The organism is Pseudomonas trivialis (assembly GCF_001439805.1).
In the GTDB taxonomy this organism is placed as follows: domain Bacteria; phylum Pseudomonadota; class Gammaproteobacteria; order Pseudomonadales; family Pseudomonadaceae; genus Aquipseudomonas; species Aquipseudomonas trivialis.
Map to the genome: position 1 here is coordinate 285,203 of NZ_JYLK01000005.1, position 20,245 is coordinate 305,447.

Here is a 20,245-nt window from a genome sequence, read left to right on the forward strand (position 1 = left end):
GTCGACTTGTTTGTCCAAACTCAGGCTATGTAGGCTCGGTGTCATCTCCATGAAGCTACGGTGACGGTTGGGTGACACGCCCCGTGTCGCCAAACTGTCATGGGCCTGGGCTAGCCTCGCGGGCTTGAATGCCCCCTTGAGTCTGCGTCCATGGTCAGAGGCCTGTTGTGTGTTGCCCTGCTGTTAGTCACCGCTGCCGCCCATGCAGAAACCTGGCCCGGCAAGGAGTGGGCCAGAGGTGAGCCACTGGCCGGGCCCGCCGTCGAGGCCCTGGAGGCCTACGCATTTCCCGCGCGCGACGACGCGACCCGTCAGGGCGTTCGCACCGACGCGCTGCTGGTGATCCGCGATGGCCAGATCGTCTATGAACGCTACGCCGCACCCACCAGCGCCAGCACGCCGCACCTGACCTGGTCCATCAGCAAGAGCCTGATGGCCACGGTGCTCGGCGTGGCCTACGGGCAAAATCGCTTCAAGCTGAGCGACCCCGCCGCACGTTTTTACCCGCCGATGAAACAGCACCCCAAGGTGACCCTGGCCGATTTGCTGCACTGGGCCTCGGGCCTGGACTGGCAGGAAGACTACGAATACGCGCCGCTGAAGTCCTCGGTGGTGGCGATGCTCTACACCCGTGGCCATGGCGACATGGCCGAGTTCGCCGCTGAAACCGATGCCGCCGTGGCACCCGGCAAGGCCTTTCGTTACTCCAGCGGCGACAGCAATATTCTCTCCGCCGCGCTCAGGGGCATGCTGGGCCACAAGGCGTACATGAGTTACCCGTGGGATGCGCTGTTCGAGCCGCTGGGCATTCGCTCGGCCACCTGGGAAACCGACGCCGATGAAACCTTCGTTGCCTCCTCCTATGCCTACCTCACCGCCCGCGATCTGGCGCGGGTCGGCCTGCTGATGGCACGCGAGGGGCGATGGGGCGATGAACAACTGCTGCCCAAGGACTGGGTGGCGTTCAACCGCAAACCGTTCGACGGCTATAAAGCCGGCCAGGATGAAGCCGTACCGGGTGGTCAGTGGTGGCTCAACCAGGGCACGCCACGCCCCTGGCCTGACGCCCCCGCCGACACTTTCGCCGCACTGGGCCACTGGGGCCAGGCGCTGTTCGTCCTGCCCGACGCACACCTGGTGATCGTGCGCTACGGCGACGACCGCGACGGCACCTACGGCCACAACGAACTGCTCAAACGCGTGCTTGCGGCGGTGCAGCCATGATCCGTCGTCATCCGATTCTCAGCCTCTTTGCCGTGCTGCTGCTCGTCCTGCTCGGCTGGGTGTGGCATGAGCGCGTCAATCTGCAAGCCTTCCCCGACATCATTGCGGCCTACACCGCCAAGGAATATTGCTCGTGCCGCTATGTGGCGAATAACCCTGCGCAGTATTGCCGGGGCTACGTGAAACAATACGTGCCCACCAGTGCGTTTCGTGACAACCCGGAGCGCAGTGAGGTGACGGCGAGTGGGTTGGGGCGCACGCACAGTGCACGGTGGTTGGGGGAGAGGCAGGGGTGTCGGTTGTTGCCGTGAGGGCCCATTGGGCACTTCCACTTAATTAACCCAATAGACGGGCCTCTGGTGAGGCCCGGTCTGGATCACCTGAACTCCAATAAAACGGCTATGACGATCATCCAAATAAAGCCGATGGTCATCACCGTCAAGTTGATGATCAGGCGACGTTTCAGATGGGGTGGGAAGTTTTCAAGATCAACCGGATCCAGTTCTCCGACTTGGATCGAAGCCTTTGGCCACGCCACCATTCCAGTGATTTTCGATATTTCCAGGAGCGACCAAATCAAACCTCGCTTCCCAAGACTTGGCCCCCAGAGATAAATATAACGGCTGTTTTTTAAGGCATCCTTTATGGCGTCCAGGTGACAGCGGCTCAGGTACAGGCTGTATGCAAGAGTTAGATAGGCAAGCAAAATTGGACATCCCATAAAAATGATCGCAACCCAAGGGTGCCAATTGTCGATACTGGTCATGGTTGAGTAACTTCGTAAAGTTTCTCACCGATAGTTTCACCAGCCCTCCCTCCGACAGTCGTGCCCACCCATGCGCCAGTCCCCACTATGGCCGCGACACAGACAACGCCTCCGATACCTCCTGTCGCTACGCCAATTCCCAAGCAGATCGGACCACTGGCAGAACCGGCTATCACACCACCCGCAACGCCACCACCAGTGGACCCAATGAATTTCCCGCCTTCAGTAAACGTGATGTTCTCACAGGCCGCCCTTGTGTCGCCGCCACACACCTGCTGAATAGCCAGCACCGAAGAAACACCGCCAATGCCAATGGCGAGATAGCCCCCCATCTTCATATATTTGGTAGCACGACTGACCGCCTCCACATGGGCGCAATACCCCGGAATCTGCCCTGGCGCACCGGCCTTGTCCCAGTGATGCACCAGACTTCGGCTGGAAATTCCGAGGGCCGTTTTCAGCTTGGGATGATCGCCCAATGTGGTGTGGCCGCGCAGACGAGTGGAGTTCATCAGGTGAGCGTCCAACTGAGCGAGCAGGCGCTGGCGTTCGGCGAAGAACTGCGGCGATTTAAGATGACCCTGCTGGCGATAGCTCTCCTGATGCAAGCGTTCTATGGCACGGAGTGTGTCGCGCAGGTTGGCGAGGTGTGTCTCCATCACCACGGCGCTCACGCCCAGCCATGTCGAGGTGTGGCCAATGAAGCCGGCGATTTCGGCGCCGTGACGTTGCAGGAAGTCAGCCTCATCCTGTGTAAGAGAATCAAGGGATGCGTCGACCTGTTGAGCCGCTTGCATCAGTTGCGATTCCTGATAGGTGCAGGCGGTATTTTCAGGATCGCCAAGCACGATCAGTGAGCCGGCTTTGACGTTTGCCGTGCGAGGATTGAGCGCTTGGAATTTGCGCATCACCGCCGGATCAGGTGTGGGAAATAGGGTTTTTTCCAGCGCTTCACGGGTCATGCTTGTTGGCACGATATAGAAGCCGGGCTCCTCGCCTGCTGGGCCTTTAAATACAGGTGGCGACACACTGCGCGAAGGGACATAGGCGGATTGTTGCGGCGCTGCCGAGCGATTATCCACGGGTGATGGAACCGGTTCAGCGGTGCGCCGGGTTGATTGGGATGGGGAGCTTTGGTTGCTGTAAGTAGCGGTGTACACCGAGGGAATCAGCTTGGCGCGACATGGGCAACTGCTGAGACTGTCCAGTGTGCCTGCCACAAGTTTGCCATGACTTTCAATGTGCGAAATTCCTCCGAGGATATTGTAAATTCCCTCATGTTTCCCACACGTTACCCGGTCACCTTCACGGGCATGTAGGAGGCCATAAATATTAACCCTTGGATCACCATCCAGAACGTTCCCGCCGCAGGTGGTTTTGTCACCCAGGCCGATGAAGTGACCTTCATTCATCGTGTTTCTCCATTGCAGACAGTCGTGTGGACATAGAGCGGCGACTGAACATTAGCCATGCGTTTCGAACATATTTAATGGCGTAATACTGGAAAGGGTGTTGCGCCTGTTGGCTTGGGGCTTTACCGAAGGTAGAAAGTCCCCGCCACGAAGAAGTTCAGCGGTAACCTCATTGGTAGACGAGGGATGCAATGTTGAGCTCACATGTAATCCTTTTTATACGAAGAAGGCGGGTAAGGGCGAATTGCCAACAACCCAAACTTTGAAGAGGTGTTTGCCTGAGGTAAAGTCGGACAATTCCGGGAGCTTTGTCGTAAAAATCCGATGAATTTCCGCATCAGCCGAAAAAGGCAAATTGCATTGGGGCCCACATTGAATTTGCACCGTTCATGACATTGCGCTTAAGGTTCGCGCAGGTTTCCTGCCCCATGAGTCCTTATGTTCTGCGTCAAACCCCTGGCCTTTGCCCTGCTGGCTTTCGCCGCCTTGCCCGCGCACGCCGCCTGGTACCTCGATAACGAATCCTCGCGCCTGTCTTTCGTCACCACCAAAAACACCGAGATCGCTGAAGTGCAGCGCTTTCTGGTGTTGCATGGCAAGGTCGACGGCAAGGGCGCGGCGCAGTTGCAAGTGGAGTTGGAGTCGGTCAACAGTGCCGTCCCGCTGCGTGATGAGCGCATGCGTAACGAGCTGTTTGAGATCAAGACGTTCCCCGAAGCGTTGATCAGTGCGCAGATCAATCTGCAGCCGATCAACGACCTGGCGCCCGGTGCGCAAATCGAGCTGCGCCTGCCGATAAGCGTCACCCTGCATGGCAAGACTCAGACCTACAGCGCCGAGCTGTTGGCCACGCGCCTGGATGATCGGCGCTTCCAGGTGGTAACCCTGGAGCCGGTGGTGTTGCATGCCGAGGATTTCGACTTGGCGCCGGGTGTGGCGGCATTGCGCAAGGCGGCCGGGCTTGCGTCGATCAGTTTGTCGGTGCCGGTGAGTGCGGTGCTGATTTTCACGGCGCGCTGACGTGAGCGGCGCGGTGTTCCCGTGGCGCAGCGCCAACCGTTTCGAGTTGTTGATCGACGGACCGCGCTTTTTCCCGCAGATGCTGGTGGGCATCGCCCGCGCCGAGCAGCAGGTTGACCTGGAGTTGTACCTGGTGGAGGCGGGGGCGTGTGCCGAAGCGATGGTGCAGGCGCTGGTGCACGCTGCCGAGCGCGGCGTGCGGGTGCGCTGCCTGTTCGATGATTACGGCAGCCTGGCCTTCACCCTCGGGCTGCGCAAGCGCCTGACCGACGCGGGTGTGCAGTTGCGGTTCTACAATCGCCTGAGCTGGCGCCGCTGGGTGCGCAACCTGTACCGCGACCACCGCAAGCTGCTGCTGATCGACCAGGCAACCGCCGTGGTCGGCGGCACGGGCGTCACCGATGAGTTCTGGACGCCAGGGCAGGACAGCGCCGACTGGCATGAAGTGATGGTGCAGATCAACGGCCCGCTGGTGCTGGATTGGCAGGCGCTGTTCGACCGTCAATGGCACGCCAACGCCGCGCGCCGGGCATGGAAGCCGGCGACCCGTTTCGGTTTGCCGCGCCTGCCCAAGGTGCCGGCGAGCGGCGCGGGCCTTGGCCGCGTCGCCTATGCCGACGCCCGTCAGCATCGCGATATCCTGCAGTCGCTGATCCGTGCCTTGAACAGCAGCCAGCGACGTATCTGGCTGGCCACGCCGTATTTTCTGCCGACCTGGAGCGTGCGCCGAGCCTTGCGCCGCGCCGCCGGCCGCGGTGTGGATGTGCGCCTGTTGCTCACCGGTCCGCGTACCGATCACCCCTCGGTGCGTTATGCCGGGCATCGCTATTACCCGCGCCTGCTGCGCGCGGGCGTGCAGATTTTTGAATACCAGCCGTGCTTTTTGCACCTGAAGATGGTGCTGGTGGACGATTGGGTGAGCATTGGCTCATGCAATTTCGATCACTGGAATTTGCGTTTCAACCTGGAGGCCAACCTCGAAGCCCTGGACCCGGATCTGGCACTGGCCGTGGCCGGCAGTTTCGAGCGCGATTTTGCCCTGAGTCAGGCAGTGAGTCTGCAGGCGTGGAAAGCGCGGCCGCTGTGGCGGCGGGTGAAGCAGCGGTTATGGGGATGGGTGGATCGGCTGGTGGTCAATCTGCTGGACCGACGCAACTAGCCGGTTACCGCGATCAAATGTGGGAGGGCGCAAGCCCCTCTCACATTGTTTTGCATCGTACGCGAGGTATCAGAGCAGCTCGAAACTCTGCTGCTGCACATCCTGGGAGTCCAGCCCGATCTGCACGTTGAACTCACCCGGTTCCGCCGCGAACTTGAGCTGGGCGTTGTAGAACTTCAGGTCTTCCTCGGTGATGGTGAAGTGCAAGGTGCGCTCTTCACCGGCCTTGAGCATGACCTTCTGGAAGTTCTTCAGCTCCTTGACCGGACGGATCATTGAGCCGGCCACGTCCTGGATATACAACTGCACCACCGTTTCGCCATCCACCTTGCCGGTGTTCTTCACCGTGACGCTGGCGTCGAGCTTGCCGGTCTTGTTCAGGGTGGTGGACGACAGCGCCATGTCCGACAGGGTGAAGCGCGTGTAGCTCAGGCCATAGCCGAATGGAAACAGGGGGCCGGTGGTGTCATCGAAATACTGCGAGGTGTAGTTGCCCGGCTTGCCCGGGGTAAACGGCCGGCCGACGCTCAGGTGGTTGTAGTAGGTCGGGATCTGCCCCACCGAACGCGGGAACGTGATCGGCAGTTTGCCCGACGGGTTGTAGTCACCGAACAGCACGTCGGCAATCGCATGACCGCCTTCGGTGCCGGCGAACCAGGTTTCCAGGATCGCGTCGGCTTGCTTGTTCTCGTCGACGATCGACAGTGGACGGCCGTTCATCAGCACCAGCACCAGTGGCTTGCCGGTGGCCTTGAGTGCCTTGATCAGGTCGCGCTGGCTTTGCGGGATGTTCAGGTCGGTGCGGCTGGACGATTCGTGGGACATGCCACGGGACTCGCCCACGGCGGCGACCACCACATCGGCGTCTTTGGCGGCCTTGACCGCTTCGTCGATCATTGCCTGGGCCGGGCGGGCGTCATCCACCACTTCCGGGGCATCGAAGTTGAGGAAGTTGAGGTAGTCGACCACGGCCTTGTCGTTGGTGATGTTGGCACCACGGGCGTAGATGATCTTGCCTTTTTCACCGATGACCGCGTTCATGCCGTCAAGCAGGGTTACCGATTGCTCGGGTTTGCCGGCGGCGGCCCAACTGCCCATCATGTCGATCGGCGCCTTGGCCAGCGGGCCCACCAGGGCGATGGTGGCGGATTTTTTCAGTGGCAGGGTGTCGTTCTGGTTTTTCAGCAGCACCAGGCTGCGGCGCGCGATATCGCGCGCATCGCTGCGGTGCAGGCGGCTTTCGGCGTAGGTGTCGGCCGGGTCGTCCTCGGCCTTGCCGATGCGCAGGTACGGGTCCTTGAACAGGCCCATGTCGTACTTGGCGGCGAGCACTTCGCGCACGGCGTTGTCGATGTCGCTCTGTTCGATCTCGCCGGACTTGAGCAGCCCCGGCAATTCCTTGGCGTAGAGCGAGTCGTTCATGCTCATGTCGATGCCGGCCTTGATCGCAAGTTTGGCGGCTTCACGCCCGTCCTTGGCCACGCCGTGCTTGATCAGTTCGAAGATCGCGCCGTGGTCGCTCACGGCCAGGCCCTTGAAGCCCCAGTCCTTGCGCAGCAGGTCGTTCATCAGCCAGGTGTTGGCGGTGGCGGGCACGCCGTTGATCGAATTGAGCGCCACCATCACGCTGCCGGCCCTGGCCTTGATCGCCGCGTGGTAGGGCGGCAGGTAGTCCTGGTACATCTTGACCGGGCTCATGTCGACTACGTTGTAGTCACGCCCGCCTTCCACCGCGCCATACAGGGCGAAGTGCTTGACGCTGGCCATGAGGCTGTCGGCATTGGCCGGGCTTGTGCCCTGGAAGGCCTTGACCATCACGCCGGCAATGCGCGAGGTCAGGTAGGTGTCTTCACCGAAGCCTTCGGAGGTGCGGCCCCAGCGCGGGTCGCGGGAGATATCGACCATCGGTGCAAAGGTGATGTCGAGGCTGTCGGCGGCGGCTTCCTGGGCGGCGATGCGCCCGGAGCGGCCGATGGCGTCCATGTCCCAGCTGGAGGCCAGGGCCAGGCTGATCGGGAAAATGGTGCGGTGGCCGTGGATCACGTCGTAGGCGAAGAACATCGGGATCTTCAGGCGGCTGTGCATGGCCGCGTCCTGCATCGGACGGTTTTCCGCGCGGGTGATGGAGTTGAACGTGCCGCCGATACGGCCGGCGGCGATTTCCTTGCGGATCAGCTCGCGGGGCATTTCCGGGCCGATGCTGATCAGGCGCAACTGGCCGATCTTTTCATCGAGGGTCATCTGCCTGAGCAGGTCGCTGACGAAGGCGTCCTTGTCCTTGAGCGCGGCAGGCTTGGTTTCTGCCCAGGCGGGGTGACTGGCCAGAGTGGCAACAAGGCCGAGCAAACACAGCTTCTTCATGAATATCCTTTTTCGGCTCACGGCACAGCACAAGGCTGATCGGCCGAAATGTGGGGAGCGTCTATTGTTGTTCGGGTGTTGTTCAGATAAATGCAGCACACTCTGAACTCTTTTTCGCGCTGGGCATCTTTGTAGCTGATTGGCTCGATGCATGCCAGTGGTGGCGGATTATGCCCCAAGCGTGTTGCTTGTGGGATGAGTCGTCACATTCCATCAAGGTTCGTCAGGAGAAACACCATGCAAGCAGCACACTCTTACCGCTGGGGCGTCAAGGCCGCGGCATTGCTATTGATCAGCACGCTGCTGAGCGGTTGCGGCATCAACACCATTCCCACGCTGGACGAGCAGGCCAAGGCCGCCTGGGGCCAGGTGCAGAATCAGTACCAGCGCCGCGCCGACCTGATCCCCAACCTGGTGGAAGTGGTCAAGGGCTATGCCGCCCATGAGCAGGACACCCTCACTGCGGTAATCGAAGCGCGGGCCAAGGCCACCTCGATCCAGGTGGATGCCAGCACCCTCGACAATCCGGAAAAACTCAAGCAGTTCCAGCAGGCTCAGGATGGCCTCAGCGGTGCACTCAGCCGTTTGATGGTGGTGTCCGAGCGCTATCCGGACCTCAAGGCCAACCAGAACTTCCTGGCCTTGCAATCGCAACTGGAAGGCACCGAAAACCGTATCGCCGTGGCGCGTCGCGATTTCATCCAGGCCGTGCAGGCCTACAACACCGAGATCCGCACCTTCCCCGGCCGCCTGTGGCACAGCGTGATGTACAGCGACCTGCCGGTGCGCGCCTCGTTTGAAGCCACCAGTGCCGATGCCGATAAAGCGCCGCAAGTGAAGTTCAAATAAGACTTTCCTGAGGTGGCGATGCGTTTATTACGGATAGGTTTGGCGCTGTGGCTGTTGGTCTGCGTGGGCGCGGCCCAGGCGGCGCTGAACTTCCCGGCGCTGACCGGGCGGGTGGTGGATAACGCCCAGATGATCGACCCGGCGGTGCGCGAACAGTTGACCCGGCAGTTGCAGGCGCTGGAGCAAACCTCGGGCGAGCAGATTGTGGTGGTCACCGTGCCGGACCTGCAGGGCGTGCCTATTGAAGACTTCGGTTATCAATTGGGCCGCGCCTGGGGCATCGGGCAGAAGGGCAAGGACAACGGCGCGCTGTTGATCGTCGCCCGCGATGAGCGCAAATTGCGCATCGAAGTCGGCTATGGCCTGGAAGGTGTGCTGACCGATGCGCAGTCCTGGGTGATCATCAACCAGGTGATCGCGCCCAAGTTCAAGGCCGGCAATTTCAGCCAGGGTATCAGCGACGGCGTGGCCGCGATGATCCAGGTGGTGGGCGGTGAGCCGCTGGCCGTGCCGGCCCATGTGGCGGATGGAAATTTCGCCGTGGACAATCCAGGGTTGTCCATCGGTCTGTTTGTGCTGCTGATCGGCGTGTTATGGCTGTGCAACCGCATGGGCCTGCCGGTGGGCGCTATCCTGCTGGCGATCCTCAGCAGCAGCGGTCGCGGCGGCGGTGGGGGAGGCGGTGGCGGTGGTGGTTTTCGGGGCGGCGGCGGCGGGTTTGGCGGCGGCGGTGCTTCAGGTGGCTGGTGATGACAACAACTAAAAATGGGCATGTACAACCATGACATTACTGACTGAACACGAACAACGCCAGGTCGCCGAAGCGATTGCGCGAGTCGAACAACAGACCGACGCGGAGCTGGTGACCGTGCTGGCGGCGCGTGCCGACGACTACGCCTACATCCCGCTGTTGTGGGCCAGCCTGATCGCGTTGGTGGTGCCGGGCATCGTGCATTACCTGTCGGGCTACATGACCATGTACACCTTGCTGCTGGCGCAATGGGCGACGTTCATCGTGCTGTGCCTGCTGTTTCGTTTGCCCAGTGTCACCACCCGCCTGATCCCGCGTTCGGTGCGTCATTGGCGCGCGTCCAACCTGGCGCGGCGCCAGTTTCTGGAGCAGAACCTGCACCACACGCTGGGCAGCACCGGGGTGCTGATTTTTGTCAGCGAGGCGGAGCGCTATGTGGAAATCCTGGTGGATGACGGCATCTCCAAACGCCTGGATGACAGCAGTTGGGATGTGATCGTCAAAACGTTTACCCGGCAGGTGAAACAGGGGCAGACCCTGGCCGGGTTTATTGCCTGTATCGAGGCGTGTGGTGAGTTGCTCAAGGTGCATGTGCCGGTGACGCAGACGCGTAATGAGTTGCCCAATCGGCTGGTTGTGCTCGAATAATCCAGGCACGCCCTGAGCCCTGTGGGAGCTGGCTTTGTGTTGACTGACTAACCGTTGATCAAATAACTCCGTGCCCTCAACGGTCATCCCCCCTAAAATGCCCGGCATTCCCTGCCCGAGGCGTTTTTGTTCATGTCCGTCACCGCTAAACCCGCCAGCCTCGCGCCGGATCATCATGCCCAGTTCATTGAGCTGCTGAACGCGAGCCTTGCGCAGAACGCCTTTATCAAGCTGGTGCTGGCCAAATACGTGGGAGAGGAAGCCGAGCTGCAACGGCTGATCATCAAGCCGGTGACGGTCAAGGAGCAGGCGTGCCTGTCTTTCGTGTATCGCTACAAGACCCGCGATATCACCCGCAACCTGCCGCTGGCAGACGGTGTGGCGGCGATTGCCGCGTTGCTGCCGGCCTCGTTCAAGAACGCGCACCTGTTGTCGCTGACCGATGAAGCCCAGCTGGAATACAGCAAGAAAAACAAAAGCTCGCTGTTTAAAAGCAAACCGCAACAATTGCGCGAGGCGCCGTCTGCCGAGCATAACCGCGAGAAGCATCGCTTTCTTGACCTGAGTCGGCCATTCCTCGCCGATCTGGGGGTGACCGACGCCAGGCAGGCGCTGATCCCGTCGATGTCACGCAAGTGGAAGCAGATCAACAAGTTCATCGAAGTGTTCAGCCATGCGCTGACCTCGTCGCCCCTCAAACTCGACCAACCGGTGCGTGTTGCCGATTTCGGCTCGGGCAAGGGTTACCTGACGTTCGCGATCCACGATTACCTGCGCAACACCCTCAAGGCCGAAGGCGAAGTCACCGGCGTGGAGTTGCGCGAAGACATGGTGACTCTGTGCAACGCCGCCGCCGCTCGCCTGGAACACCCTGGGCTGGTGTTCAAATGCGGGGACGTGCGCAGCGTGGCGCCGAGTGCGCTGGACGTGATGATCGCTCTGCATGCCTGCGATATCGCCACCGACTATGCGATCCACACCGGCATCCGCTCAGGCGCGTCGATCATCATGTGCTCGCCGTGCTGCCACAAACAGATTCGCCTGCAGATCCAGAGCCCGGCGCTGCTCAAGCCGATGCTGCAATATGGTCTGCACCTGGGCCAGCAGGCGGAGATGGTCACGGACAGCCTGCGTGCGCTGTTCCTCGAGGCCTGTGGCTATGAGACCAAGGTGTTCGAGTTCATTTCGCTGGAACACACCAACAAGAACAAGATGATCCTCGCGGTGAAGCGCGCGCAGCCGTTGGAAAATACGCAGTTGCTGGCGAAAATCCAGGAATTGAAGGCGTTCTATCACATCACTGAACACTGCCTGGAAACCCTGCTGCGCGCGGAGGGTTTGTTGAGCTGAGGCGGGGTTTATGGGCGCGGTTCGATCCGCAGGATGCCGTCCGCCGAGGCCACGGTTTTCACCGGCAGCAGCGCGGGCAGGGCATTGAGCAGGGCGTCGGGGTTATTCACATCCAGATTGCCCGACACCTTGAGCGCCGCAACTGCCTTGTTGACCTGCAGCGGCACCTGAGGGCGATACAGGCTCAACTCGTCGATCAGGCTGGCCAGTTCCAGGTTGCGAAACGACAAGTGGCCGCTGCGCCAGTCGGCCACTTCTTCGGCGATGATGGATTGCTGTTGCAGCGTGCCTTGGGTGTAGCGGTAAGTCGCGCGTTGCCGGGCGCCGAGCAGGGCGACGGGTTTGTTCGCATCCGGTTCGAACGCCACCTGGCCATGGGCGACGCTGACCACCAGTTGCTGCTGGCTGCGGCGCACATCGAAACCGGTGCCTACCGCCCGCACAGTCGCGGTGCCGGCCTGCACGTACAGGGGGCGTTCCTTGTCGGCGGCGACGTCGATGTACAGTTGGCCCTGGTCCAGGTGAAGAATGCGTTGATGCGCGGTGAAGTCAACGCGGATGTGGGTGTTGGCGTTCACGTACAGCGTGCTGCCATCGGGCAGGGTGAGGGTGCGCATACCCTTGGCGTGAACCGCCACTTGGCTGTGATACGGATGGCGGGGCGCGCCCAGGTGCGTGGCCAGCACGGCGCAAAGCACGCCGGCTGCCACGGCCAGGGCCGAGCGCCAGAGGGACGGTTTGCGTGCAGGCAGCGCCACGGGCTTGTTCAGTTGTTGAAGTTGGGCGAGGTCGGCCCACAGCTGTTCGAATTCGGCATAGGCATGCGCATGCGCAGGCACCGACTGCCAGGCCGCAAAGGCTTTGCGCTCGGTGCGGCTCAGGTGGTTGCGGCTGCGTGCAAACCAGCTGGCGGCCTGCGCATCGATGGCGTCGCGTGCTTCGATGTCCAGGGCGTCGGTGTCGCTCAGGCGGTTCATTCTGGCTGCTCCGTGCCGGGGTTGGATTGAAGGTGCCTTTTGCAATGCAGCAGGGCGATCTGCGCTTGGCTCATGCCTTCGAAGCGGTGCAGCATAAGGGCTTCTCGCCTGCGGGGCGAGCGTTCGGCGAGGACTTCGTTCAATTGTTCCAGGCGCTGCGCGACTGCGCATGAGCTATTTCAGGCAACCACACCCCTATGGCGAGCGGGCCCGCTGTGGCGAGCGGGCTTGCCCCGCGTTGGGGGGCGAAGCGCTCCCAATTAAGGAAGACGCGGTGTACCTGACGCTGCTCAGCGCCTGGTTTTGGGGCTGCTGCGCAGCCCAACGCAGGACAAGCCTGCTCGCCACATGGCTAAGTGGAAGACCTGGCGCAGCCTCCCACCTTTTGATCAGCGCTCGACCGGGACGGACAGTGCCGGGTTACCCAGTGGATGAGTACGTGCGGCAAAGAACTTCACGTCCACGCCCGTGCCGTCAAACAACTGCGAATAGCGCCTTTTCTGCTGACGGATAAACCCATCACTGCGCCCCGACACCGCGATCGCCAGGGTGCTCACATCCGCTTGGCGAATCGCATCCACCAGGTGTTGATCCTGCGGCCCCAAGTCATGGCCGAAGATGCACAACGCGCCTTTGTGGCTGAGCAATTGTTCATAGCAGAACGACAGGTAATCCGAGCTGCGGATGGTCTTGAGCTTCTCTTGCACCGTGCCTTCGCTGACAAACAGCGGCACGTCGTCAAGGGTCTTGATCGTGTTGTTGATGGCAAAGCTGCTGAGCAGGGTGCTGTCGGTGGACGCCAGTTTGCGCGCGGTGCCGTCCAGGTTGCGCACCAGGTGCAGGCCGCCGTGCAGGTACAGAATGCGCGTGGCGTTGGTGCGGGTGTCGCGCAGGTCGAAGTGGGCGTCGGCGCTGCGGAACAGGTCGTCGATGCCCGGCGTGTGCAGGATCGCCCAGTAATTGAGCAAGTCGTAGTTGCTGGTGAACACCGTCGCGTAGCGCTGCAATTCATGGTTGATCGTCGCCAGTGTCGATGGCTGCACCAGGCGCCACGGGATATGCACGGCGTGGATGGTATTGATCAGCGCTTCCTTGATCGCGTAGTAGCGGTTGCGCGGCGCCGCCGAGCTGACGGCCAGTGCCTTGTTGACGCGGCTAGTGGTTTTCAGTGCGCCCAGGGCCTGCTCGAAACTGCGGGTTTGCAGGGCGTCGAACACGCTGAGCTCGGAGGGCCCCAGAGGTTTTTCTTCGACGGTGCGCGCGTTTTCAAACAGTGAGTCGTAGGCAAAGTCTTCCCAAATCGTGCGGCTGGCGCCGTTGCCGATCAGAATCCCACTGAAGTCGAGGGCAGCACTCAGCGTGCTCCAGTCTTCAAGGTGGGCGTCGATATCCTGGAAATCCTTCATTGCGGCGGGTCTACTCAAAATCGGCTGGACGGTGACTTTATCACGAGCGGGCATTGATCCTGGTCAACATGCGCCGTGCGGCAAGGGTTGATGCTGTCGGCCTAACGCCTCCGAGGATTGACCATGAGCAGCACCTTCTTCATTCCCGCCGTCAACATCATGGGCACCGATTGCCTGGACGACGCCATGCTCGCCATCCGCAACTACGGTTTTCGCAAGGCGCTGATCGTGACCGACGCGGGCCTGGCCAAGGCGGGCGTGGCCGGCATGATTGCCGAGAAGCTGGCGCTGCAGGACATTGAGTCGGTGATCTATGACGGTGCCAGGCCCAACCCCAACGTGGACAATGTCGAGAAAGGCCTGGTGCTGCTGCAACAGAGCGCCTGTGATTTCGTGGTGTCCCTGGGCGGCGGCTCGCCCCATGACTGCGCCAAGGGCATCGCGTTGTGCGCCACCAATGGCGGGCGTATCGGCGATTACGAAGGCGTCGACCGGTCGAGCAAGCCGCAACTGCCGCTGGTGGCCATCAATACCACCGCCGGCACCGCCAGCGAGATGACCCGCTTCTGCATCATCACCGATGAAACCCGCCACGTGAAAATGGCCATCGTGGACCGCAACGTCACGCCGTTGCTGTCGGTCAACGATCCCGCGCTGATGGTCGGCATGCCCAAGGGCCTCACCGCCGCTACCGGCATGGACGCGCTGACTCATGCCATCGAAGCCTACGTGTCCACCGCCGCCACGCCGATTACCGATGCCTGCGCGATCAAGGCCATCGAACTGATCAGCGCCAACCTGCGCCTGGCGGTGCGCGACGGCAGCGACAAAACCGCACGGGAGAATATGGCCTATGCGCAGTTCCTCGCCGGCATGGCCTTCAACAATGCGTCACTGGGTTTCGTGCATGCCATGGCGCACCAATTGGGCGGCTTTTATGACTTGCCCCACGGTGTATGCAACGCGGTATTGCTGCCCCACGTGCAAAGCTTCAACGCCAGTGTTTGCGCCAGACGCCTGAGTGATGTGGCGCGCGCGTTGGGTGCCGATGTCTCCGGCATTACCGCCGAAGAGGGCGCCCAGACCGCCATTGCCGCGATCCGCAGACTGTCCCACGACGTAGAGATCCCCGCCGGCCTGCGCGAACTCGGCGCGAAGTTGCAGGACATTCCACTGCTGGCCAGCAATGCGCTGAAGGACGCATGCGGGCTGACCAACCCTCGTCGGGCGGATCAACGGCAGATTGAGGAGGTTTTTCGCAGTGCGTTTTAGATCGCCCGGCAGCGAGCCACACAGGCGCAGGCAGTACTCGCCAGCACTACGCACAGCAGCGTAAAGGGCCATGCCTGCTCGCTCACCAGCAGGCTCGCCACGCCGCCGATCAGCGCGGCGATCAATTGATGAATGAACCCGCTCAAGGCCATGGCGTAAGCGCCACTGACCGGAGACTGATCATTGGCCATGGATAAGCTGATGGGATAGCTCATCGACTGCCCCACCAATGCCAGGCAATAGGGCATCCACAGCAGCACCGCCAGTGCGCCGGCAAATACACTGCCCAACAGCATGATCACCGTGCCCAGCAACACCAGCGCACTGCCGACGCTCATCATGGTCAACCGCCCCACGCGCGCGACAAGGCGATTGACCAGCAGCGCCCCTGCCAGATACGCGCCGCTGATCGGCCAGCCCAGCCAGCCATATTGCGCCGCGCTCCAGCCAAAGCGCCCTTGCAAGATCAACGGTGCACATGTGTTGAACGCGATGATCACCCCGTAGCCCAGCCCGCCAGCGAGTGCCGCGTACAGGAAGGGGGGATGTCGCACAATCTGTGTGTAAACACGCCATGTCGAGACCGAAGGGGCGGCTTTTATACGCGTCGTAACTATCATGCGCTGCACCACCACCATCAGCACGCCGGCCCCTAGCGCCAAGGTATAAAAGATCGCCTCCCAACCGAATGCCACCTGCAACAGCGAACCTGCGAACTGGCCCAGGCCCAAGGCAATCACAAAAGTCATTCCCAACCATGACAACCCCTTGGCCAGCAGTGCGCCGCTGAAAGCATCGCGCACCAGCACGCGCGCCATTACCGCAACGCCACCCGCGCCAAGGCCCTGAATCAGCCGCATTGCCAGGAAGAATTCGACATTGACCGCCAACGTAATTGCCGCACTCGCCAGCGCGTACACCGCCAACGCTGCAAGCAATACCCGCTTTCTGCCAAATCGCTCGCCCAGGCTGCCCCATAGCAACATCGGCAGTGCCATGCCCACCAGGTACACCGCAATTGCCATTGCCACCAGCTCTTCTGCGGCTGGCAGGAAGTGGGCGATGGCCGGGACTGCCGGCAAGTAGCTGCTGATGCCGGCTTGAGCAAGGAAGGCGGCGCTGCAGGCGAGGATGAGTGTGGTGGTGTTTTTCAAGGGCCGGCTTATCCTTTTTTGGAGGGTAAGCTACAAGCTGATAGTGCGTTTGTCTGCACTGCGCAGTACTGGGTTTGTAACCACGCAGGAAAATTTTTGATCGTGCTGTTATTCGCTGCCACCGGCGCTGATCAGCCAGCCAGCGCCCGTGCCGGTGTGCTGCTGAACTGGATCAGTACCACGCCGCCCATCAACAACAGCGCGCCCACTACCCTGGGCGCGGTCAGTTGGCGCTCGACCAGGCCGAACAGGCCGAAGTGGTCAAGCAGCAGCGATGCGAGAATCTGTCCGGCCATGGCCAGGGCGATAAACCCCGAGGCGCCGAGTTTGGGCAGCAGCATCAACGCCAGCGAGATAAAGCACACGCCGAAAGCGCCACCGGCCCACATCCACAACGGTGCCTGGGTGATAAACGCCAGGCTTGGCAATGGCAGGCGCAGGGCAAGAATCACCGGCAGCAGCACAATGATGCTTACCAGCAATGACGCCAGCGTGGCCCAGAGCGGATGGCCGAGGCCGCGCCCGAGGCTGGCGTTGATCGCATTTTGAAACGGCACCACCACCCCGGCGATTACGGCCAACAGCAATAACCCGGCCCACTGCAACGTCGTCATGTCGAATCTCCCAGAGGTTTTGCTGGACTCTAGGGTATTCGTCGCGCAAATTTAAATTCCAATTACGTATGGCTGGCATGCAGCTGATGAATGATCTGAGACGCATCGACCTCAACCTGTTGGTTATCCTCGACGCTTTGCTCAGTGAGCAACACGTCACCCGTGCCGCCGAGCGCCTGCACCTGAGCCAGCCGGCGGTGAGCCATGCACTGGCGCGCCTGCGTGACCTGCTCGGCGACCCGTTGCTGGTGCGGCAGGGCGGTGCATTGGTTGCGACTGCCCGCGCGCTGGAGCTGGCCGCCCCGTTGGCCGAAGCCCTGGCCCACGTGCAGGCATTGCTGGCGCCGAACCGGTTTGATCCGGCGACCGCCAAGCGTCGGTTCCGTGTGGCAATGTCGGACTACGGCGCGGCAATTTTTTTGCCACAGCTGGTGCGCACGTTGCGTCGGGAGGCGCCGGGCATCGACTTGCAGGTCGTCCAGGCCAGCCGTGAAGGCATGGTCGACGGTGTGCTCAATGGCGATCTGGACCTGGCCGCCGGCGTCTTCCCGGACACGCCGGCCGAACTGCGGACTACACCGCTGTTCGAAGAGCACTACACCTGCCTGGTGGACCGCGACAGCCTGCCGGACAGCGGCGTGCTGGACTTGCCGACCTACCTGTCGCGGCCCCATGTACTGCTGGAGATGCGCGGCAGCGGCACCCCTGAAATCGAACGCGCCTTGAAAGCGATTCGGGAGCGGCGGCATGTGGCGATCAGCCTGCCCCACTGGGGCGTGGCGCCGCGGTTGATTCAGGGCACGGATCTGATCCTCACGGTGTCATCACGGGGAGTCCTGGCCATTGATCAGGAGCAATTGCTGGCCGTGCCGCCGCCGTTTCATATCCCCACGTTTGCTTTTGAGTTGGCTTGGCATGCGCGGCGGGGTGGGGATGCGGGGTTGCAGTGGTTGAGTGGGCAGGTGCGAGGTGTATTGTGCGATGGCCGTTTATAACAGGAAACAACAGCATGCTTTCGGGACTCAATCACCTCACGCTGGCCGTCGTCGACCTGCAACGCAGCCTGCACTTCTACCACGAGCTGTTGCGCTTGCAGCTTGAGGCGACCTGGGACAACGGCGCTTACCTCTCGCTGCCTGGGTTATGGCTCTGTCTGTCCCTCGACCCGCTGCGCGACCCTGTGCCGGTGGTTGATTACACCCACTACGCATTCAGCACGCATGCTCGTGATTTTGATGCACTGGTTGAACGCCTCAGGGGCGCGGGTGTGCAGGAGTGGCGTGATAACCTCAGTGAGGGCGCTTCCTACTATTTTCTCGACCCTGACGGGTACAAGCTCGAGGTTCACGTCGGCGATCTGGCTTCGCGCCTGCAAGCCTGTCGTGACAAACCTTACTCAGGCATGAGGTTTTACCCATAACGCCGGAACGTGCAAAATCCCTCTACCTCAACCCTCCGTCAGAGTCGCGCCCATGACCCCATCCTTGCTGCTCGCTGTTCTTGCTTCGGGATTCATCTATGGCATTACGCCCGGTCCGGGCGTGCTGGCGGTGTTTGGCATCGGTGCCTCCCGTGGTCGCCGTGCCGGGGCGGGTTTTTTGTGCGGGCATTTGCTGGGGGATGTGGTGTGGTGCAGCACCGCGCTGATTGCGATTGTGGGCGCGCGCGAGGTCGGCAGCACGGCATTCGACGTGCTCGGCATGCTCAGCGGGCTGTATCTGTTCTGGCTCGGCTGGCGCGCAATTCGCACCCAGCGTCGCAACAGTGATGCGCCCCAGGGCGCGGCGCGGCATCCGTTCTGGCACGGCATCCTGTTTGGCCTGACCAATCCCAAGGCGTACCCGGTAGCAGTCGCGACGTTCACGGCATTACTTTCCAGCCGCGCCGAATTGCTGACCTGGGCGATGCTGCCGTCGCTGATTTTCCTGAGCTTTACAGGCGGTCTGCTGGCCTACGCGATTCTGATCGGCGTGGTCGGCGCCCAGCGTGTGCGCACGGTGTATCAACGCCACGAAATCCTGATCACTCGGCTGTGCGGTGTGATGTTCATCGGCTTTGCTATCAATGCCCTGGCCCATGCGTTGCCGGGCCTGTTTGGCAGCAAACCTGCCTGACGCGAAGGTGACCGTTCGTCGCACTGACAAGTTTTTTCTAAACCTTTGCTGCCCTGAAAATTCGAATTCAGGGCGAGGTGTTTGTCCTCGCACCTATTTTTGCCCTGGAGGAACCCATCATGAGCCGCATGGCTATCCGGTTACGCACCGCCAGTTTCGCGATGCTGCTGGGCCTCGGCGCCAGCAATGCCTTCGCCCAGTCGCCGGCCGAATTCATCGAGCAGGCTTCGGCCAAAGGCATGGCCGATATCGAAACCAGTCGCATGGCCCATTCCAAAACCTCGTCTCAGGAAATCAAGGACTACACCATCGAGGTGATCAACGAGCGCACGCTGGCTAACCAGCACTTGGCAGCCATCGCCAAGAAGCTCGATCTGCCCGTGGCGCCGCGCGAAAAGATTATCGACAAGGCCGAAACCCTGATGCCCGAACTCAAGGATGGCGACTCGTTCGACGCTGCCTATACCGCGCAACAGGTCAAGGAAAACGAAGACGCCATCGCCCTGTTCAAGCGCGAGGGCGCGGCTTCCAGCGTTCCCGAGATAAAGGCACTGGTGGATGAGACATTGCCCAAGCTGGAGGAGCGTCTGCAAAAAGCCCGTGCGTTGGCGTCGACTTATGGCAAAGGTCATCAAGGCGACGGTTGAGACGCTGGCTTGAAATGAAAAACGGCGGCTGGATCAGATCCAGCCGCCGTTTTTTCATGCCTGGTTCAGGTCGGTCCTGACCTGTGCCGCATCGTCTGCAGCCATGCCGCAACTGCTGTTCAAGCTGACGGTACCCGTTTTGCCGATACTGCGGTATTCCTGGCGTAGCTTCTCCAGCTCTTTGCGGTCCAGGCCATCCAGGCTCAGCACCGCATTCTGCGCATCCTTGGAGACGCGCAGCAGCTCATCGATCTTGATGTGCAGGATGTCATTGTCGCGGTTTTGCGTGTTCTGGATCAGGAACACCATCAGAAACGTGATGATGGTGGTCGAGGTATTGATGATCAGTTGCCAGGTATCGTTGTAGTGGAAGTACGGCCCGCTCAGGCTCCACAGGCAAATCAGTGCGACGGCTGCATAGAACGTCCGGGCACTGCCTGCCCAGCGGGACAGGGATTGCGAGATGGCGGCGAATTTCATGACCTTTTTCCTTTGCAGTGGGTGATGAACATATCGACCGT

Annotated in this window: 21 protein-coding genes and 1 pseudogene; 13 read left to right on the top strand and 9 right to left on the bottom strand. The window is 61.2% G+C overall.

Annotated features, from left to right (window positions below):
- Positions 1 to 150: 150 nt before the first annotated feature.
- Entirely contained in the window at positions 151 to 1,224 is a 1,074-nt protein-coding gene (locus tag TU79_RS10185) for a serine hydrolase domain-containing protein (RefSeq protein WP_057007866.1), read from the top strand.
- Positions 1,221 to 1,535: a hypothetical protein gene (locus TU79_RS10190; protein WP_057007867.1), complete on the top strand. Its 315-nt coding sequence runs from the start codon at positions 1,221 to 1,223 to the stop codon at positions 1,533 to 1,535. The genes TU79_RS10185 and TU79_RS10190 overlap by 4 nt, the downstream gene beginning before the upstream one ends.
- Before the next feature lie 65 nt (positions 1,536 to 1,600).
- Here the strand turns inward: TU79_RS10190 and TU79_RS10195 are convergent, their stop codons facing one another.
- Both TU79_RS10195 and TU79_RS10200 read right to left on the bottom strand, forming a co-directional pair.
- On the bottom strand, positions 1,601 to 1,990 hold the full coding sequence (locus TU79_RS10195; RefSeq protein WP_057007868.1) for a hypothetical protein: 390 nt from the start codon (positions 1,988 to 1,990) through the stop codon (positions 1,601 to 1,603).
- On the bottom strand, positions 1,987 to 3,402 hold the full coding sequence (locus TU79_RS10200; protein WP_057007869.1) for a PAAR domain-containing protein: 1,416 nt from the start codon (positions 3,400 to 3,402) through the stop codon (positions 1,987 to 1,989). Before TU79_RS10200 ends, TU79_RS10195 begins: the two co-directional genes overlap by 4 nt.
- Before the next feature lie 438 nt (positions 3,403 to 3,840).
- On the opposite strand from TU79_RS10200, the gene TU79_RS10205 reads away from it, so the two are divergent.
- On the top strand, positions 3,841 to 4,422 hold the full coding sequence (locus tag TU79_RS10205) for a YceI family protein (protein WP_057007870.1): 582 nt from the start codon (positions 3,841 to 3,843) through the stop codon (positions 4,420 to 4,422).
- A 1-nt stretch (position 4,423) separates the two neighbouring features.
- Positions 4,424 to 5,581, top strand: a complete 1,158-nt coding sequence (locus TU79_RS10210; RefSeq protein WP_057007871.1) for a phospholipase D-like domain-containing protein — start codon at positions 4,424 to 4,426, stop codon at positions 5,579 to 5,581.
- A 69-nt stretch (positions 5,582 to 5,650) separates the two neighbouring features.
- Here TU79_RS10210 and bglX read toward each other — a convergent pair whose 3' ends face one another.
- The gene (gene bglX, locus TU79_RS10215; RefSeq protein WP_057007872.1) at positions 5,651 to 7,942 is read right to left on the bottom strand and encodes a beta-glucosidase BglX; all 2,292 of its coding nucleotides are present in this window, start codon (positions 7,940 to 7,942) and stop codon (positions 5,651 to 5,653) included.
- A 237-nt stretch (positions 7,943 to 8,179) separates the two neighbouring features.
- On the opposite strand from bglX, the gene TU79_RS10220 reads away from it, so the two are divergent.
- The 4 genes from TU79_RS10220 to TU79_RS10235 all read left to right on the top strand — a co-directional run bounded on the left by TU79_RS10220 (position 8,180) and on the right by TU79_RS10235 (position 11,540).
- Positions 8,180 to 8,791, top strand: a complete 612-nt coding sequence (locus TU79_RS10220) for a LemA family protein (protein WP_057007873.1) — start codon at positions 8,180 to 8,182, stop codon at positions 8,789 to 8,791.
- 18 nt (positions 8,792 to 8,809) lie between these two features.
- Positions 8,810 to 9,541 carry a TPM domain-containing protein gene (locus TU79_RS10225; protein WP_057007874.1) on the top strand — a complete coding sequence of 244 codons (732 nt, stop codon included), beginning with the start codon at positions 8,810 to 8,812 and terminating at the stop codon, positions 9,539 to 9,541.
- A gap of 31 nt (positions 9,542 to 9,572) precedes the next feature.
- Positions 9,573 to 10,190 carry a TPM domain-containing protein gene (locus TU79_RS10230; RefSeq protein WP_057007875.1) on the top strand — a complete coding sequence of 206 codons (618 nt, stop codon included), beginning with the start codon at positions 9,573 to 9,575 and terminating at the stop codon, positions 10,188 to 10,190.
- A gap of 132 nt (positions 10,191 to 10,322) precedes the next feature.
- Entirely contained in the window at positions 10,323 to 11,540 is a 1,218-nt protein-coding gene (locus TU79_RS10235) for a class I SAM-dependent methyltransferase (RefSeq protein WP_057007876.1), read from the top strand.
- 8 nt (positions 11,541 to 11,548) lie between these two features.
- Here TU79_RS10235 and TU79_RS10240 read toward each other — a convergent pair whose 3' ends face one another.
- The 3 genes and pseudogenes from TU79_RS10240 to TU79_RS10245 all read right to left on the bottom strand — a co-directional run bounded on the left by TU79_RS10240 (position 11,549) and on the right by TU79_RS10245 (position 13,923).
- Positions 11,549 to 12,517, bottom strand: coding sequence for a FecR family protein (locus TU79_RS10240; protein ID WP_057007877.1), 969 nt, complete (start codon positions 12,515 to 12,517; stop codon positions 11,549 to 11,551).
- A pseudogene (locus TU79_RS25195) lies at positions 12,514 to 12,675 on the bottom strand (sigma factor-like helix-turn-helix DNA-binding protein); the annotation flags it as partial. The pseudogene TU79_RS25195 and the gene TU79_RS10240, both read right to left, overlap by 4 nt.
- Positions 12,676 to 12,906: 231 nt before the next feature.
- Positions 12,907 to 13,923, bottom strand: a complete 1,017-nt coding sequence (locus tag TU79_RS10245) for a DUF4917 family protein (protein ID WP_057007878.1) — start codon at positions 13,921 to 13,923, stop codon at positions 12,907 to 12,909.
- 123 nt (positions 13,924 to 14,046) lie between these two features.
- On the opposite strand from TU79_RS10245, the gene yiaY reads away from it, so the two are divergent.
- Entirely contained in the window at positions 14,047 to 15,195 is a 1,149-nt protein-coding gene (gene yiaY, locus TU79_RS10250; protein WP_057007879.1) for an L-threonine dehydrogenase, read from the top strand.
- Here yiaY and TU79_RS10255 read toward each other — a convergent pair.
- Together TU79_RS10255 and TU79_RS10260 are read right to left on the bottom strand one after the other, a co-directional pair.
- On the bottom strand, positions 15,192 to 16,349 hold the full coding sequence (locus TU79_RS10255; RefSeq protein ID WP_057007880.1) for an MFS transporter: 1,158 nt from the start codon (positions 16,347 to 16,349) through the stop codon (positions 15,192 to 15,194). The two genes, yiaY and TU79_RS10255, sit on opposite strands and share 4 nt — an antisense overlap.
- 131 nt (positions 16,350 to 16,480) lie before the next feature.
- The gene (locus TU79_RS10260) at positions 16,481 to 16,963 is read right to left on the bottom strand and encodes a DMT family transporter (protein ID WP_057007881.1); all 483 of its coding nucleotides are present in this window, start codon (positions 16,961 to 16,963) and stop codon (positions 16,481 to 16,483) included.
- Positions 16,964 to 17,040: 77 nt separating this feature from the next.
- Between TU79_RS10260 and TU79_RS10265 the strand changes: the two genes are divergently transcribed.
- The 4 genes from TU79_RS10265 (at position 17,041) to TU79_RS10280 (ending at position 19,724) form a co-directional block, all read left to right on the top strand.
- Positions 17,041 to 17,958: a LysR family transcriptional regulator gene (locus TU79_RS10265; RefSeq protein ID WP_231986786.1), complete on the top strand. Its 918-nt coding sequence runs from the start codon at positions 17,041 to 17,043 to the stop codon at positions 17,956 to 17,958.
- Positions 17,959 to 17,972: 14 nt separating this feature from the next.
- A complete protein-coding gene (fos, locus tag TU79_RS10270; protein ID WP_057007883.1) occupies positions 17,973 to 18,383 on the top strand; it encodes a fosfomycin resistance glutathione transferase in 411 nt (136 codons plus the stop codon).
- 52 nt (positions 18,384 to 18,435) lie between these two features.
- Positions 18,436 to 19,077, top strand: coding sequence for a LysE family translocator (locus TU79_RS10275; protein WP_057007884.1), 642 nt, complete (start codon positions 18,436 to 18,438; stop codon positions 19,075 to 19,077).
- Positions 19,078 to 19,196: 119 nt separating this feature from the next.
- On the top strand, positions 19,197 to 19,724 hold the full coding sequence (locus tag TU79_RS10280; protein WP_057007885.1) for a DUF4142 domain-containing protein: 528 nt from the start codon (positions 19,197 to 19,199) through the stop codon (positions 19,722 to 19,724).
- A 54-nt stretch (positions 19,725 to 19,778) separates the two neighbouring features.
- On the opposite strand, the gene TU79_RS10285 is transcribed toward TU79_RS10280, so the two are convergent.
- Entirely contained in the window at positions 19,779 to 20,204 is a 426-nt protein-coding gene (locus tag TU79_RS10285; RefSeq protein WP_057007886.1) for a low affinity iron permease family protein, read from the bottom strand.
- Positions 20,205 to 20,245: the final 41 nt, after the last annotated feature.

Excerpts from the sequence above, each read along its gene's own strand:
- yiaY (WP_057007879.1), top strand. The coding sequence starts at position 14,047 with ATGAGCAGCACCTTCTTCATTCCCGCCGTCAACATCATGGGCACCGAT.
- TU79_RS10220 (WP_057007873.1), top strand. The coding sequence starts at position 8,180 with ATGCAAGCAGCACACTCTTACCGCTGGGGCGTCAAGGCCGCGGCATTG.
- TU79_RS10190 (WP_057007867.1), top strand. The coding sequence starts at position 1,221 with ATGATCCGTCGTCATCCGATTCTCAGCCTCTTTGCCGTGCTGCTGCTC.
- TU79_RS10260 (WP_057007881.1), bottom strand. The coding sequence starts at position 16,963 with ATGACGACGTTGCAGTGGGCCGGGTTATTGCTGTTGGCCGTAATCGCC.
- TU79_RS10200 (WP_057007869.1), bottom strand. The coding sequence starts at position 3,402 with ATGAATGAAGGTCACTTCATCGGCCTGGGTGACAAAACCACCTGCGGC.
- TU79_RS10265 (WP_231986786.1), top strand. The coding sequence starts at position 17,041 with ATGCAGCTGATGAATGATCTGAGACGCATCGACCTCAACCTGTTGGTT.
- TU79_RS10185 (WP_057007866.1), top strand. The coding sequence starts at position 151 with ATGGTCAGAGGCCTGTTGTGTGTTGCCCTGCTGTTAGTCACCGCTGCC.
- TU79_RS10195 (WP_057007868.1), bottom strand. The coding sequence starts at position 1,990 with ATGACCAGTATCGACAATTGGCACCCTTGGGTTGCGATCATTTTTATG.
- bglX (WP_057007872.1), bottom strand. The coding sequence starts at position 7,942 with ATGAAGAAGCTGTGTTTGCTCGGCCTTGTTGCCACTCTGGCCAGTCAC.
- TU79_RS10205 (WP_057007870.1), top strand. The coding sequence starts at position 3,841 with ATGTTCTGCGTCAAACCCCTGGCCTTTGCCCTGCTGGCTTTCGCCGCC.
- TU79_RS10245 (WP_057007878.1), bottom strand. The coding sequence starts at position 13,923 with ATGAAGGATTTCCAGGATATCGACGCCCACCTTGAAGACTGGAGCACG.
- TU79_RS10280 (WP_057007885.1), top strand. The coding sequence starts at position 19,197 with ATGAGCCGCATGGCTATCCGGTTACGCACCGCCAGTTTCGCGATGCTG.
- fos (WP_057007883.1), top strand. The coding sequence starts at position 17,973 with ATGCTTTCGGGACTCAATCACCTCACGCTGGCCGTCGTCGACCTGCAA.
- TU79_RS10230 (WP_057007875.1), top strand. The coding sequence starts at position 9,573 with ATGACATTACTGACTGAACACGAACAACGCCAGGTCGCCGAAGCGATT.
- TU79_RS10275 (WP_057007884.1), top strand. The coding sequence starts at position 18,436 with ATGACCCCATCCTTGCTGCTCGCTGTTCTTGCTTCGGGATTCATCTAT.
- TU79_RS10225 (WP_057007874.1), top strand. The coding sequence starts at position 8,810 with ATGCGTTTATTACGGATAGGTTTGGCGCTGTGGCTGTTGGTCTGCGTG.
- TU79_RS10285 (WP_057007886.1), bottom strand. The coding sequence starts at position 20,204 with ATGAAATTCGCCGCCATCTCGCAATCCCTGTCCCGCTGGGCAGGCAGT.
- TU79_RS10240 (WP_057007877.1), bottom strand. The coding sequence starts at position 12,517 with ATGAACCGCCTGAGCGACACCGACGCCCTGGACATCGAAGCACGCGAC.
- TU79_RS10235 (WP_057007876.1), top strand. The coding sequence starts at position 10,323 with ATGTCCGTCACCGCTAAACCCGCCAGCCTCGCGCCGGATCATCATGCC.